Here is a 13,503-nt window from a genome sequence, read left to right on the forward strand (position 1 = left end):
GCTCGTTACGCATCATTACGCTCGGCTTTCGCGGTAACGTTCCGTAACCCTTTCGCGCCGCACAGCCTCTCTCGTGGACGAGGCTCGCGCTAAACTGCTCGCCATGGCTACACAGATACTTGTCGTCGACGACGACGCCGAATTGCGGGACCTGCTGCGCGACTACCTCGTGCGGCAGGGTATCGAAGTTTCCGTCCTGCACGACGCGGCCACGCTCGAGCGCCGGATCGAGCGCGAGCGCCCCGATCTCATCGTGCTCGACCTGATGATGCCGGGCGTGGACGGGCTGACGGCTTTGCGCAAGCTGCGCGCGGCGGGCGACGATATCCCCGTCATCATGCTGACGGCGCGCGCCGACGACGTCGATCGCATCGTCGGCCTCGAGCTCGGCGCCGACGACTATCTCGGCAAACCGTTCAACCCGCGCGAGTTGCTCGCACGCGTGCAGGCGGTGCTGCGCCGGCGGCGGACCGTTCCGTCGGCCGCACCCGAGCAGCGCGAGCCGTTCGCGTTCGGCCGCTTCGTGCTCGACTTTCAGACGCGCACGCTCCAGATGGATGGCCGCCCCGTCACGTTGTCGGGCAGCGAGTTCGCGTTGCTGAAGATCCTGATCAACAATCCGATGCGTACGCTTACGCGCGAGCGGCTGCTCGAACTGCTGCACGGGCCGGAATACGACGGCACCGACCGCGGCATCGACGTGCAGGTGTGGCGCCTGCGGCGAATCCTCGAATCCGATCCGTCGACGCCGCGCTTCGTCCAGACGGTGCGCGGCCGCGGTTACGTGTTCGTGCCGAACGGCGAGCCCAATGCGCCGGCCGGTTGATTCGCTGTTCGGACGGCTGGCGCTGCTCGTCGTCGCCGTTCTGCTGATCTCGCACTTCGCCTGGTTCGTGCTGATCCGCGTCGAGCGGTCGCATTCGCAGGCGCGTTACGCCGTCGAGGAGGCGGCGTTTCTCATCGAAGCCGTGCGCGAGCACGTCGCCCGCGCGCCCGACCAGCCGCTGCCGTCGCGCGTGCGGATCGTCGCGCTCGGCAGCTCCGAGGTGCCCGCCGCGCAACGCGAGCAGCCGCCCGGGCTCGAGCGCTTTCTCGAGGATCTGCAGGAGCGCCTGCCGAAAGGCTCCGAGGCGCGCATCGGTCTGCCCGGCCGGCCGCCCACGCTCTGGATCCACGAGGCCGGCGATACCCACTGGATCGTCGTGCCGATGCTCGCGCTGCACCCGCCGCGGCCGCTCGACAAAATGGTCGTCTGGCTGGCCACGATTTTCTCGGCGGCGGTCATGTGCGCGCTTTTCGTCGCATGGCGGCTGCAGCAGCCGCTTACGGCGCTGGCACAGGCCGTCGCGCGCTTCGGGCGCGGCCAGCCCGTGCCGCCGCTGCGCGAGCGCGGCCCACGCGAGCTGCGCTCGCTCACGCATGGTTTCAACCAGATGGTGCGCGAGGTGTCGCGCGCCGAGAACGATCGCGCCGTGATGCTGGCCGGCATCGCGCACGATCTGCGCACGCCGCTTGCACGCATGCGTCTGCGCGCCGAGATGATGGACGATATGAAGCTGCGCGACGGCGTGGTGCGCGACGTCGACTCGATGACGCACATCGTCGATCAGTTTCTGGCGTTCGCCCACGATGGCACCGACAGTAGCGAGCCGATCGAGGTGGATGCGCGCTGCGAGCGGATCGCACGCAGCTACCGCGCGGTTGCGCCGGGTGCGCCCGCGGTGCAGACACGGCTCGCGGCCGGCGCCGGCTTTCGGCTGCCCACGGCGAGCCTCGAGCGGATTCTTTCGAATCTACTCGATAACGCGCATGCCTATGGGGCTCCGCCCGTCGTGATTCGCACCGAGCGCGTGGCCGATGGCTGGGTGCTCGCCATCAGCGATCACGGCCACGGCATCGCGCCGCAGGACCTCGTCGACGCGAGCCGTCCGTTCGTGCGCCTCGATCCCGCGCGCGGAGGCAACGGGCACAGCGGCCTCGGGCTGGCCATCGTCGAGCGGCTCGTGCGGCGGCTCGGCGGCGAGTGGGAAATCGGCAATGGGCCGGCGGGCGGCCTCGAGATTGTCATGACCTTTCCGCGCGAGCGCGCGGCCGCCTGATATCGCTTCAGCGGCCGTTCATGGCCTGCCGAGGGCCGCTTGGCGGCCGTCTTGTTTCCTGGGAGCAGGCTGTGCCGGCCGGCGAGCGCGCGATTGGGGCTCGCCGGCCGTGCGCTCATTCGGCGAACAGTGCGTCGAGCGCGGCGGCGGCTTCGCTGTCCACCGTGTTGTATATGACGCTGTCGGCACTGAAGATGTAATGCGTCGTGTACTTCCCGAGCCGGGCAACGATGTCTTCCTGCACCGTTTCCGGGGCCGCATCGAGCTTCAGGTACCACGCTGTCGACGACAACCGGCTCTGAAATGCGCCGTACTCGGCCATCAATTGATCGAACGCTTGTGCGTCCTGGTCGCGGCAGACGATGACCAGATTGCCCTTCATGCGAACCTCCAGGTGGATCGGCGTGGATCGGCGGCGGTGTCTTGCCGTGGAAGGTCGATGATACCTGCTTGTGCGCATCGCGCGCGCCGGTCCGCCCATCCGGCGGACGGCCGTCCGGCCGACTCCTGCCTGCGGCTGACGTCGGGCGGCAAGGCCTGCGCGGGCGGGCGGGGCGCCCGGGGAGTCAGAGCGCCGCGGGCAGCTTCGCGAGCGGCGCGCGGGTGTCGCTCGTAGCCTGCAGCGCCTTCGTGCAGTCGCGTCCGTCGGACTTCGCTGCATAAAGGGCGTCGTCCGCCCGGCTGAGCAGGCGCTCGATCGTGTCGCCCGCGGCGAGTTCGGTGATGCCGATGCTCGCGCTCAGCGCCGCGCCGTCGGGCACGCCCGGGGCGCGGCGCGAACGGAACGCGTCGCGCGCACGGTTGGCCGCGCGCAGCCCGTCGACCAGCGTCACGCCCGGCAGCACAATCGCGAACTCCTCGCCTCCCAGTCTGCCGACCGCATCGTCGCTGCGCAGCTCCAGCCGGCAGCATGCGACGAAGTGCTGGAGCGCGTGATCGCCCACCGTATGGCCGAAGCGGTCGTTGATTTGCTTGAAGAAGTCGAGGTCGGCAATGGCGAGGCAAAGCGGCATGCCCCGCGCGCGGGCCGCGGCCATCTCGCGCTCCAGCTGGGCGAGGAAATAGCGCCGCGAGAGCGCGCCCGTCAGCGCGTCTTCGCGCGCCTCGGCCGCCAGGCGCTCGTTGATCTCCTGCAATTGGCCGGCGAGCCGCTTCGCGTCGCGATGGTGGCGCTTCACGCGCCGGTACGAAAGCGCGATCACGAAACCGAGCACGACGGTGCTGCCGAGGATGACCGCCACCGATGTCCTCACGCGCCGGTGATTGCCGATGATGTGCGGCCAAAGCACGAACGGGTCGACGAGGTGCGCCGAGAAGCCCGAATTGAGGCCGCCGCGCTGGATATACACCGCGGCCACGTGCGAGCCCGGCAGCTCGGTCAACTGGCTGGCCAGCTCGGCCGGCACCCAGGGCGCCTCGTGCGCGACACGGGCCGCGAGCGGCACGAGCTCGAGCTCGGGAAAGACGTCGCGACGGTAATCGTCTATCCGCTCGGCGGGATTCATCCGCACGACCTGCGCATCGGGCATCCGATAGCCCTCCAGCGCGCTGTCGTGCGCCATCACGATCACGCCATTCTCGTCGGTGACGAACGCTCCGGGTGCGGCGACCCAGTGCCGCAGGCGCCGCAGGCCGACTTTGGCGACCACGGCGCCGACGAGCAACCCGTCCTGGTAGACGGGCGTGGCGATATAGACGCCCGGTTCGAGGCTCTTGCGCCCGACCGCGTACATCGGCCCCGTGGAGCCGAGGAGCGCCTCCTTGACATAGTGCCGCGACGAAAGATCGAGCCCGACGAAGGAAACGGGCTCCAACGCGTTGCTCGCGGCGATCGCTATGCCATGCAGATCGACGATCCAGACGTTGTCGAGGCCGGCAAAGCCGCGAGCATCGCGCAGCAGCGTGCTCACCTCGGCGAGCTTGGTCACTGCGAGCAATTCGGTACGCCGCTCGGGTTCCCCGGCGGCGGCGTTCACGGCATAATTTCGCGATTGCGCGAGCGCGCGCCGGATAAGATGGGTTTCGGCCAGGGTTTCGGGAATCGCGCGCGCCATCGACAGATCGCTCGCAATCATCTGCGCCATGTTGTCGGCGACGGAAACCGAAAGCTGGCGCTGCGCGCGCAGGGCATCCTCGAGCTGATGCTTGGCTCCACCGTCGGCCAGCCAGCCGGCCAACAGCCAGCATGCGGCAAGCGCGGCCACGAAGCCTGCGGCCGCGAATGTCCGCTGCATTGTTGCTCTGTCCATCGACTCTGTGTTCCTTGCAGGCCGCTCGAACGCTGGCAGTGCGCCTCGCTGCGGCACCAGCCTGTCGGCCGGCTTACAACGCATTATCGGCAGCTGCGGCGCCGCCTGAATGCCGATCAGGGTTTCTTTCGATGGGCGTACGCAGGCAACGCGTGGTTGTGCCTGCAACACAGTCTGTAGTAGTGTCGTGCCGTCAAAAAGCAGGGAAGCTGGGCCGCCGGGCAGCCCGCCACCCGTGAAACCAACGATTTACCGCACCTTCGCCATGCTTTCACTTCATGTCTGGTCCCGTCCCGGTACTTCGCGCGAGCCATCCCGCGTGCGCTACGCGTCGTCGCGGCCAAGACGGGTGCCGGCGGCGAACCGGCTCGGGGAGAGGACCTGATGGACTTCGGCTTCAATCTGAACCGCACGGCCAACGCGTCGGCCTGGCGCCTTTTGCCGAACCGCTGGGACTTCGTCGCGTTTCCGCTCATCATCTGCGTCATCGCGATGGCGGCGATCGGCTTTCACGAGACGATGGCGCCTATCTCGACGCTCAAGACGCAGGTGATCTCGCTCGATCCGACCAACCTGCCGGAGTACGCGCTGCGCACGACGCTGCGCATGCTGGCGGCGCTCGTCGCCTCGTTCGCCTTCACGCTCGCGTACGGCACGCTGGCGGCCAAGAGCCGGCGCGCGGGCATGGTGCTGATCCCGATCCTCGACATCCTGCAGTCCGTACCGGTACTCGGATACATCTCGTTTACGGTCACGTTCTTCCTCGCGCTCTTTCCGCGGCGCGTGCTCGGCGCGGAGTTCGCGGCCATCTTCGCGATCTTCACGAGCCAGGCGTGGAACATGACGTTCAGCTTCTATCAGTCGCTGCGCACGGTGCCGCGCGATCTCGACGAGGTGTCCCGCGGCTTCCATCTGACCGCCTGGCAGCGCTTCTGGAAGCTCGAGGTGCCGTTCTCGATGCCGGGCCTGATCTGGAACATGATGATGTCCATGTCGGGCGGCTGGTTCTTCGTCGTCGCATCCGAGGCCATCACCGTCGGCAACAACACGATTACGCTGCCCGGCATCGGCGCCTATCTCGCCCAGGCGATTGCCGAGCGCGACCTCGCAGCCGTCGGCTGGGTCATTCTCACGATGACCGTCGTCATCCTCGCGTACGACCAGCTCATGTTCCGGCCGCTCGTGGCCTGGGCGGACAAGTTCCGAATGGAAACGACGAGTTCGGGCTCGGCCCCCGAATCGTGGCTGCTCGATCTCGTGCGCCGTACGCGTCTCATTCACCAACTGCTCGTGCCGGCCGGCTGGCTCTTCGCCAAGCTCGCCCGCGTACCGCTTCGCGTCGCGTTGCCGCGCGTCGCGGGCGGCAAGGCACGCGGCGCGAAAAAGCGCGCTTCGCGCGCGGGCGACATCGCCTGGGCCTGCGTGCTGCTCGTGGCGACCGTCTACGTCGTCTGGCGCGTCGGCGCCTATGTTCGAACCGGCGTTACGATGGACGAAGTCTGGCGCGTGATCGCACTCGGCTTCGTGACGCTCGTGCGCGTGGTGGTGCTGGTCGCGGTTTCGTCGCTGATCTGGGTGCCGGTGGGCGTGCTGATCGGGCTGCGTCCGGCTGTGGCGGAGAAAATCCAGCCGCTTGCGCAGTTTCTCGCCGCGTTTCCGGCGAACCTGCTGTTTCCGGTATTCGTCGTGGCGATCGTCCGCTTTCATCTGAACCCGGATATCTGGCTTTCGCCGCTGATCGTGCTCGGCACGCAGTGGTATATCCTGTTCAACGTGATCGCGGGCGCGAGCGCCTACCCGAACGACTACCGCGAGGCGGCCACGAACTTCCGTATCCGCGGCTGGCAATGGTGGCGTCAGGTAATGCTGCCGGGCGTGTTCCCCTATTACGTGACGGGCGCGATCACGGCGTCGGGCGGTGCCTGGAACGCAAGCATCGTCGCTGAAGCGGTCCAGTGGGGCGATACGCGCCTCGTCGCCCACGGCCTCGGCGCCTATATCGCCGAGACGACCGCAGCCGGAGACTTCCCGAAAATCATTCTCGGCGTCGCGATCATGTCGCTGTTCGTCACGCTGTTCAACCGCATGCTGTGGCGGCCGCTCTACGCCTATGCCGAAGCGAAGCTGCGCCTCGATTGAGGCTGCGCACCCCGACCACGTCCGGCGTAACCGTCCCATCGAAGAGTCAAGCGCAATGCAAAACCCGAAAGCCGAATTTCCGTCCGCGTCGCCCGGCGCCGCCGCCGCACCGCGTCCTGGCGTCGAAGTCCTCTCCGTCAAGGATGTCTGCCGCGGCTTTTCGAAGGCGCAGGGCGAACTGCTCGTGCTCGACAACGTAAACCTGTCGCTGCGCGAGGGGGAGGTGGTCGGCCTGCTCGGGCGCTCGGGGTCCGGCAAATCGACGCTGCTGCGCATCATCGCGGGGTTGATCGGGCCGACGGCGGGGCGCGTCGACTACCTCGGCAAGCCGCTGTCGGGGCCGGCCGAAGGTGTGGCGATGGTATTTCAGACGTTTGCGCTCTTTCCCTGGCTCACCGTTTTGCAAAACGTCGAGGCCGGGCTCGAAGCGCAGGGCGTCGCGGCACGCGAGCGGCGCGAGCGGGCACTGGCCGCCATTGACCTGATCGGTCTCGACGGCTTCGAAAACGCCTATCCGCGCGAGCTATCGGGCGGCATGCGGCAGCGGGTCGGCTTCGCGCGCGCGCTCGTCGTCGACCCGACGCTGCTGCTGATGGACGAGCCGTTCTCGGCGCTCGACGTGTTGACGGCCGAGACGCTGCGTACGGACCTGCTCGATCTGTGGACGCAGCGCCGCATGCCGATCAAATCGATCCTGATCGTCACGCACAACATCGAGGAAGCCGTGTTCATGTGCGACCGCATCCTCGTGCTGTCGTCGAATCCGGGCCGGGTGATCGCCGAGATCAAGGTGCCGTTCGCGCACCCGCGCAACCGGCTCGATCCCGCGTTCAAGCGTCTTGTCGACGACATCTACGCGAAGATGACGGCGCGCCGCACCGACGAGGCAACGAAAAAAGGCCTGGAGCTCGGCAGCTGGCTGCCCAGTGTCTCCACCAACCTCATGGCCGGCCTCATCGAGACGCTTGCCGCGCCGCCGTATCACGGCCGCGCCGACATGCCGGAAATCGCCCGCACGCTCCATCTGGAAGTGGACGATTTGTTTCCGATCGCGGAAGTGCTCCAGCATCTCGGATTCACAGACGTGCGCGAGGGCGACATCTTCCTCACGCCGCCCGCGCGCGTATTCGCCGAGCTCGGCACGCAGGAGCGCAAGATGATGTTCGCCGAGCACTTGCTGCGGCACGTGCCGCTCGCGGCGCGGATCAAGAAGGTGCTCAACGAGCGGCCGGGCCATCGGGCGCCGCGCGTGCGCTTCGAGCAAGAACTCGAGGATTTCCTCTCCGATAGCGCCGCGGAGGAAACGCTCGACGCGGTCATCAACTGGGGCCGCTACGCAGAGATCTTTTCCTACAACGACCAGACCGAGATTTTCAGTCTGGAGGACGTCGAATCGTAACTCACGGCGTTTCGGTTGCCGTGTCGTCGTCCTCTTCGTACGCGCCCAGGCGGTTATAGAGCGTTTTGAGGCTTACGCCGAGCGCCTTGGCCGCGCGGCGCTTGTCGCCGCCGCAGTATTTGAGCGTGCCGAGAATGATCTGTCGTTGCGCTTCGGCCAATGGCGTGCCGACCCAGATGCTCATCGCATCGCCCTGCGTCACGGCCTTTTTCGAGCGTGCCGCAAGCCGCGGGTGCTCGATCTCGACGGTTTTCTCCGCGAGGATGAAGGCGCGATAAACGCTATTCTTCAATTCCCGGACGTTGCCGGGCCAGGAATAAGTGCGCAGCGTTTCCTTCGCCCGCTTGCTGAACGTCTTGCTGGTGCCTTCCTGCGCGTTGAGTTCCGCGAGAAAGTGCAGCGCGAGCAGTTCGCGGTCGCCTTCGCGCTCGCGCAGCGGCGGCATGCGCAGCGGAAAAACGGCGAGCCGGTACATCAGATCTTCGCGCAGGCCGTTCTCGCGCACGGCCAACATCGGATCGCGGTTGGTGGCCGCCACGACGCGCACGTCGCTGCGCAAGAGTTCCGTGCCGCCGACGCGGTAGAACGTACCCGTCTCGAGCGCGCGCAGCAGCTTGACTTGCCGCACCGGCATCATTTCCGTAATTTCGTCGAGAAAGAGCGTGCCGCCGTTCGCATGCTCGAAATAGCCCGCGCGCCCCTGTACCGCGCCCGTGAAGCTGCCGCGCTCATGGCCGAAGAGTTCGGCCTCGAGGAGGTTGTCGGGGATCGCACCGCAGTTCACGGCCACGAAGGGACCGTCATGGCGCGCGCTGCGGTCGTGGATCGTGCGCGCCACGAGTTCTTTGCCGGTGCCCGATTCGCCGACGATCAGCACCGTTGCGTCCGTCGACGCCACCCGCTCGATCTGCTCGTACAAATCGAGCATTGCCGGTGAAGAGCCGTACAGCAGGCCATACGACTCCAGCCCCGCCGTGTCGCGTGCGAGGCCCTTGCCGATTCGCTGTGCGCCGCCGCTGTCGCGGGCCGGCGCGGGAGTATCGAAATCGCTTGTCGCCGCCATGTATCGCAATATGATTGATACGCCGGCCGCACATTCGAAGGCCGCTGCCGGCGATTCGTGGATAGGTTGGAAATCGTATTTAACCACGGGGACGCGTGCCTTGGCCCGCCGTATTCTCGATATGGCGGCTGGCACGAAATCTGCGTGGTCGACTTTCTCGCCGCAGGGAACTCGCGGCCGTGGAATCGATCCGAACGGCATCCGGCTAAGAAAATGCCGGCACGGCGGTTCGCTCGCTTCGTTCACATCGACCAAATGCGAGGGGGAACAGATGGCTCGTCCCAGAATCGGCATTTTCGGCGCGCTCGTCGCCGTTGGTGGCGTGCTTGCCTGGCGCTGGGCGCTCAAACATCGCGCGTCGCAGGCCCGGCTGGCCGGCGAGTTGAGCCGCTGGGAGGAAGAGGGCGGCGCGCTGGCCACCACGACGCAAACGGCGCCGGTCGGCTCTGGCCCCGAAGTCTCGCCGCATGCAGTGCCGAACGGCCACGCACACGTTGGCGGCACGCACGACGCCTGGCATTTTCCGCATAGCTGAGAGGCCCGATCCAGGCGGTGCGCGGCTGCGGACCTTGCGGCCTCGCTGCCCGGGCGGGCAACATAGGGGCGCCATGAGGCGCCGCGCGATGGCGGCGCGCAGGGGCTATCCGCGCGCTTCTTTTCGAATCCCAACTCACTCGATCACGAACCCGATGCCACATGTGCTGATTGTCGACGACGACCCCGAGACGCGCGAAGCGCTCGTCTCGATCATTGCCGAGGACGGCCTTACGACGGCCACGGCCGGCGACCTGCGCGAAGCCAGAATTCAGCTCGTGCGCCAAACGCCCGACGTGGTGTTCACCGATCTGCAACTGCCCGATGGCAGCGGCGTCGATTTGTTCGAGGATCTCGACCCGCGCTCGGGCGTCGAGATCGTCGTCATCACCGGCCACGCAACGGTGGAGTCGGCGGTGACCGCGCTCAAAATGGGCGCCTCCGACTACCTCGTCAAGCCGATCAACATGCAGCGCGTGAAGGCAGTGCTCGACCGGCTGCCGCGTGCTGGCGATCTGAAGGCGCAGATCGGCACGCTGCGAGGCGAATTGCGCCGCATGGGCCGCTTCGGTTTCATGCTCGGCAACTCGCCGGCCATGCAATCCGTCTACGACCAGATCAGCCGCGTCGCGCCGACCGCCGCATCGGTGCTGCTCGTCGGCGAATCGGGCACGGGCAAGGAGGTCGCCGCGCAGACGATTCACGAACTCAGCCTGCGGCGCAAACACCCGTTTCTCGCCGTCAACTGCGGGGCCATTTCGCCGAATCTGATCGAATCGGAGATGTTCGGCCACGAGCGCGGCTCGTTCACGGGTGCCGACCGCCAGCACAAGGGCTACTTCGAACGCGCGAGCGGGGGCACCATCTTTCTCGACGAGATCACCGAGATGCCGGCCGAACTTCAGGTCAAATTCCTGCGCGTGCTCGAAACCGGCATGTTCATGCGTTTGGGCACGACCAAGGAAATCGAGACGGACGTACGCGTCATTGCGGCGACGAACCGCGACCCCGAGGAGGCGGTGCTCGAAGGCAAGCTGCGCCTCGATCTCTATCACCGTCTCAACGTGTTCCCGATCAGCCTGCCGCCGCTGCGCGAGCGCGGCAACGATGTCTGGCTGCTCGCCCAGGCCTTTCTCGACGAGCACAACGAACGCAGTGGTGCGCACAAGCAGTTTCCACCCGCCGCCAAGGAAATGATGCTGTCGTACCCGTGGCCGGGCAACGTGCGCGAGCTCAAGAACTACGTGCAGCGTGCCTATATCATGGCGGGCGCCGACTCGGACACGACCGCCGCCGTGCCGCTGCAGATTTCGTTGTCGAAGCCGTCGACGGGCACCGCCGTCACCATCCCGTTCGGGACCTCGCTGGCCGTCGCCGATCGCCAATTGATACTCGCCACACTCGAACAGTGCGGCGGCGTGAAAACACGCGCGGCCGAGATTCTCGGCATCAGCCTGAAGACGCTCTATAACCGGCTGGTCGAGTACAACGACGACGGTCATAAGCCGACGGCGGGCGAGCCCGATTCGGCCGGCGAGACAGGCGAGCCGGCTGCCGGCAATTGACGCGCGCGCCGGCCGGAACGTCTGGGCAGGCGCCGGTGGGCAGACCTATTGCTCGTGATGTCGGCATGAATCGATCGAAAGAAAGGGGACATCCGCGATGCACGAACCGATGAACGAGCCGACACGCGGTGTGGCGGTCCCCGCCGGGATCGCCGCTGCAGGCGTTATTCGCGCTCATATGCCCGAACCCGATCCGCCCGGGCCGCCGCCGACGAAGGAGCCGCCAGGGCCGCACCCGGAACCGGAGCGCGATCCGCCCGAACCGCCAATGCCGCCTATCGGCGACCCGCCGCCTGTTCCTCCGGATATGCCGCAGGCACACCCTACTCGTCGGGCGAATGCGGCAATGTATGGGTTACAAAGCTGACGCAATAGTTACCGCGAAAAATCCCGCTGCGCGTCCTAGACTGAATGATTGACAGCGTCGGGCCCGTTTCCCAGGACTGACGCGTTCCATTCGGAGGCCCTCGATGAGACACCCTGCGTTGCGGCGCTCAGCCCGCCATGCCTCCAAGCGCGAGGCGAAGAACCCTGCCGTGCCGAATCCGCCGCCTCATGACCCTTCCGCACAGAACCGCGTGGCTCCGAACGCCCCGCCCGACGGCGAGTACAACCAGGGCGGCGCGCGACCCGAAGGCCTCGACTATCAACGCGATCTCGGCGCCGAGCAGGACGCCTGATCGATAGGATGCCTAACTGATTTCATTGCGGCATCCTCGCGATGCGGCAACGGCTGTCCGGGGAACGAGCGTGTGCATCGTCCCGGCGCGCGCATCGGATGCGCGCGGGCGGCACACGACTTGCATTCCATGAAACCGGCGCGGTAACCAGCCGTCGCCATGCGAGTCAGCCACTTCGAAGAGGTCAAGCCGCAATGAGCAGACTAATCGTCGTATCGAACCGCGTCGCGCCGACGCAGGAGGGCCGGCCCGCCGCCGGTGGACTGGCCATCGGCGTGCTCGACGCGTTGAGGGAAACGGGGGGACTCTGGTTCGGATGGAGCGGCGAAATCGTCAATCAGAGCGAAGCCCCGTCGGTCGACCGGCAGGGCAACGTCACGTACGTGACGGTAGGGCTCACGCGCCGCGATTACGATCAGTACTACCGAGGGTTTTCGAACGCCACGCTGTGGCCCGCCTTTCATTACCGCACCGATCTCGCGCGCTACGACCGACAGGAATACGCGGGCTATCTGCGCGTGAACGCATCGTTCGCGAAGCAATTGAAGACGTTCATCGAGCCCGGCGACATCATCTGGGTGCACGACTATCACCTGCTGCCGTTTGCGCGCGCATTGCGCGATCTCGGCGTGACCAATCCGATCGGATTCTTTCTGCACATTCCGTTCCCCGTCGCTGAAATGCTGCGTACGGTGCCGCCACACGACGATCTCGTGCGCAGCATGTGCAGCTACGACGTCGTCGGTTTTCAAACGCAGGCGGATCGCCAAGCCTTCGTCGACTATATCGAGCGTGGCGGGTTCGGTACCACGAGCGACGAAGGCGTCATGCACGCGTTCGGCCGCATGCTTAAAGTCGGTGCCTATCCGATCGGCATCTATCCCGATGCCGTGGCGAAAGCAGCCGAGCAGTACGGCGACCGCAAGCCCGTGCTGGCACTGCGCGATGCGATGCGCGAACGGCGGCTGATCATGAGCGTGGACCGGCTCGATTATTCGAAAGGGCTGGTGGAGCGCTTCGACGCGTTCGAGCGCTTTCTCGCCGACGCGCCGCAATGGCACGGCAAAGTCTCGCTCGTGCAGATCGCACCGCCGACCCGCTCGGACGTGCAGACCTACCAACGGATCAGGCAGACGCTCGAGGGCGAGGCTGGCCGCGTCAACGGCCGCTTTGCTCAACTCGATTGGACGCCGATCCAATATCTCAACCGCAAGTACGAGCGCAATCTGCTGATGGCACTCTTCCGGCTCGCGCACGTCGGCTTTGTCACGCCGCTGCGCGACGGCATGAACCTCGTCGCCAAGGAATACGTCGCCTCGCAGAACCCCGACGATCCAGGCGTGCTCGTCCTCTCGCAGTTCGCTGGCGCGGCCGACGAAATGCCCGGCGCCCTCATCGTCGATCCGTTCGACGTCGCCCAGATGGCGGAAGCCTTGGGGCGCGCGCTCGCCATGCCGCTCGCGGAGCGCAGGGCGCGTTACGCCGACATGATGGCGCGCTTGCAGGCCAACGACCTCTCGGCGTGGCGCGATGCGTTCATCACGGACCTGCGCGGCGTGGCCACCGCTGCGTCGGTCACCCGCAAGGCCGTCGAACTGGCCGATCTCGCTCGCCTCGACATGCAGATGCCGTTTCGCCGCATCGACTTCGAACGCTCCGCGCGGGTGGTCCATCGCTCCTGATCGCGCGCTTCTGATTGCGCGCTTCGGATTGTGTTATCCGGCCGGTCCGCCCGGCGAGCGTGCGTGCCGCCGGGCGTGACGCTCAGCCCATGC

Annotated in this window: 11 protein-coding genes; 8 read left to right on the top strand and 3 right to left on the bottom strand. The window is 66.5% G+C overall.

Translation table 11 applies throughout. The annotated features are described in order from the left end of the window. The first annotated feature begins 103 nt into the window (after positions 1 to 103). Positions 104 to 826: a response regulator gene (locus U0034_RS14695; protein WP_085230279.1), complete on the top strand. Its 723-nt coding sequence runs from the start codon at positions 104 to 106 to the stop codon at positions 824 to 826. Continuing rightward, on the top strand, positions 810 to 2,099 hold the full coding sequence (locus U0034_RS14700) for an ATP-binding protein (RefSeq protein ID WP_085230236.1): 1,290 nt from the start codon (positions 810 to 812) through the stop codon (positions 2,097 to 2,099). The genes U0034_RS14695 and U0034_RS14700 overlap by 17 nt, the downstream gene beginning before the upstream one ends. A 115-nt stretch (positions 2,100 to 2,214) precedes the next feature. Here the strand turns inward: U0034_RS14700 and U0034_RS14705 are convergent, their stop codons facing one another. After that, positions 2,215 to 2,481, bottom strand: a complete 267-nt coding sequence (locus U0034_RS14705; protein ID WP_085230237.1) for a double-stranded DNA-specific endonuclease — start codon at positions 2,479 to 2,481, stop codon at positions 2,215 to 2,217. A 184-nt stretch (positions 2,482 to 2,665) separates the two neighbouring features. Next, entirely contained in the window at positions 2,666 to 4,348 is a 1,683-nt protein-coding gene (locus U0034_RS14710; RefSeq protein ID WP_085230238.1) for a sensor domain-containing diguanylate cyclase, read from the bottom strand. Positions 4,349 to 4,732: 384 nt separating this feature from the next. Here U0034_RS14710 and U0034_RS14715 point away from each other — a divergent pair, with 384 nt between their 5' ends. Together U0034_RS14715 and U0034_RS14720 are read left to right on the top strand one after the other, a co-directional pair. Next, positions 4,733 to 6,487: an ABC transporter permease gene (locus tag U0034_RS14715; protein ID WP_085230239.1), complete on the top strand. Its 1,755-nt coding sequence runs from the start codon at positions 4,733 to 4,735 to the stop codon at positions 6,485 to 6,487. 55 nt (positions 6,488 to 6,542) lie between these two features. Beyond that, complete coding sequence (locus tag U0034_RS14720) at positions 6,543 to 7,886, top strand: ABC transporter ATP-binding protein (protein ID WP_085230240.1); 1,344 nt, start codon at positions 6,543 to 6,545, stop codon at positions 7,884 to 7,886. Between the two features lies 1 nt (position 7,887). On the opposite strand, the gene U0034_RS14725 is transcribed toward U0034_RS14720, so the two are convergent. Next, entirely contained in the window at positions 7,888 to 8,949 is a 1,062-nt protein-coding gene (locus U0034_RS14725) for a sigma-54 interaction domain-containing protein (protein WP_085230241.1), read from the bottom strand. A 271-nt stretch (positions 8,950 to 9,220) separates the two neighbouring features. Between U0034_RS14725 and U0034_RS14730 the strand changes: the two genes are divergently transcribed. From U0034_RS14730 to otsA, 4 genes are all read left to right on the top strand, one after another. Continuing rightward, entirely contained in the window at positions 9,221 to 9,484 is a 264-nt protein-coding gene (locus U0034_RS14730; protein WP_085230280.1) for a hypothetical protein, read from the top strand. A 154-nt stretch (positions 9,485 to 9,638) separates the two neighbouring features. After that, a complete protein-coding gene (locus U0034_RS14735; protein ID WP_085230242.1) occupies positions 9,639 to 11,048 on the top strand; it encodes a sigma-54-dependent transcriptional regulator in 1,410 nt (469 codons plus the stop codon). A 470-nt stretch (positions 11,049 to 11,518) separates the two neighbouring features. After that, positions 11,519 to 11,728 (top strand): hypothetical protein, encoded by a 210-nt coding sequence (locus U0034_RS14740; protein ID WP_085230243.1) that lies wholly within the window; start codon positions 11,519 to 11,521, stop codon positions 11,726 to 11,728. 194 nt (positions 11,729 to 11,922) lie between these two features. Further along, the gene (otsA, locus tag U0034_RS14745; RefSeq protein ID WP_085230244.1) at positions 11,923 to 13,410 is read left to right on the top strand and encodes an alpha,alpha-trehalose-phosphate synthase (UDP-forming); all 1,488 of its coding nucleotides are present in this window, start codon (positions 11,923 to 11,925) and stop codon (positions 13,408 to 13,410) included. Positions 13,411 to 13,503 lie beyond the last annotated feature (93 nt).

Source organism: Trinickia caryophylli (assembly GCF_034424545.1).
Taxonomy (GTDB): Bacteria; Pseudomonadota; Gammaproteobacteria; order Burkholderiales; family Burkholderiaceae; genus Trinickia; species Trinickia caryophylli.

What these genes read in the sequence shown, in the direction of transcription:
- U0034_RS14695 (WP_085230279.1), top strand. Translation starts at nt 104, where the DNA reads ATGGCTACACAGATACTTGTCGTCGACGACGACGCCGAATTGCGGGAC.
- U0034_RS14720 (WP_085230240.1), top strand. Translation starts at nt 6,543, where the DNA reads ATGCAAAACCCGAAAGCCGAATTTCCGTCCGCGTCGCCCGGCGCCGCC.
- otsA (WP_085230244.1), top strand. Translation starts at nt 11,923, where the DNA reads ATGAGCAGACTAATCGTCGTATCGAACCGCGTCGCGCCGACGCAGGAG.
- U0034_RS14725 (WP_085230241.1), bottom strand. Translation starts at nt 8,949, where the DNA reads ATGGCGGCGACAAGCGATTTCGATACTCCCGCGCCGGCCCGCGACAGC.
- U0034_RS14705 (WP_085230237.1), bottom strand. Translation starts at nt 2,481, where the DNA reads ATGAAGGGCAATCTGGTCATCGTCTGCCGCGACCAGGACGCACAAGCG.
- U0034_RS14730 (WP_085230280.1), top strand. Translation starts at nt 9,221, where the DNA reads ATGGCTCGTCCCAGAATCGGCATTTTCGGCGCGCTCGTCGCCGTTGGT.
- U0034_RS14715 (WP_085230239.1), top strand. Translation starts at nt 4,733, where the DNA reads ATGGACTTCGGCTTCAATCTGAACCGCACGGCCAACGCGTCGGCCTGG.
- U0034_RS14740 (WP_085230243.1), top strand. Translation starts at nt 11,519, where the DNA reads ATGAGACACCCTGCGTTGCGGCGCTCAGCCCGCCATGCCTCCAAGCGC.
- U0034_RS14735 (WP_085230242.1), top strand. Translation starts at nt 9,639, where the DNA reads ATGCCACATGTGCTGATTGTCGACGACGACCCCGAGACGCGCGAAGCG.
- U0034_RS14710 (WP_085230238.1), bottom strand. Translation starts at nt 4,348, where the DNA reads ATGGACAGAGCAACAATGCAGCGGACATTCGCGGCCGCAGGCTTCGTG.
- U0034_RS14700 (WP_085230236.1), top strand. Translation starts at nt 810, where the DNA reads ATGCGCCGGCCGGTTGATTCGCTGTTCGGACGGCTGGCGCTGCTCGTC.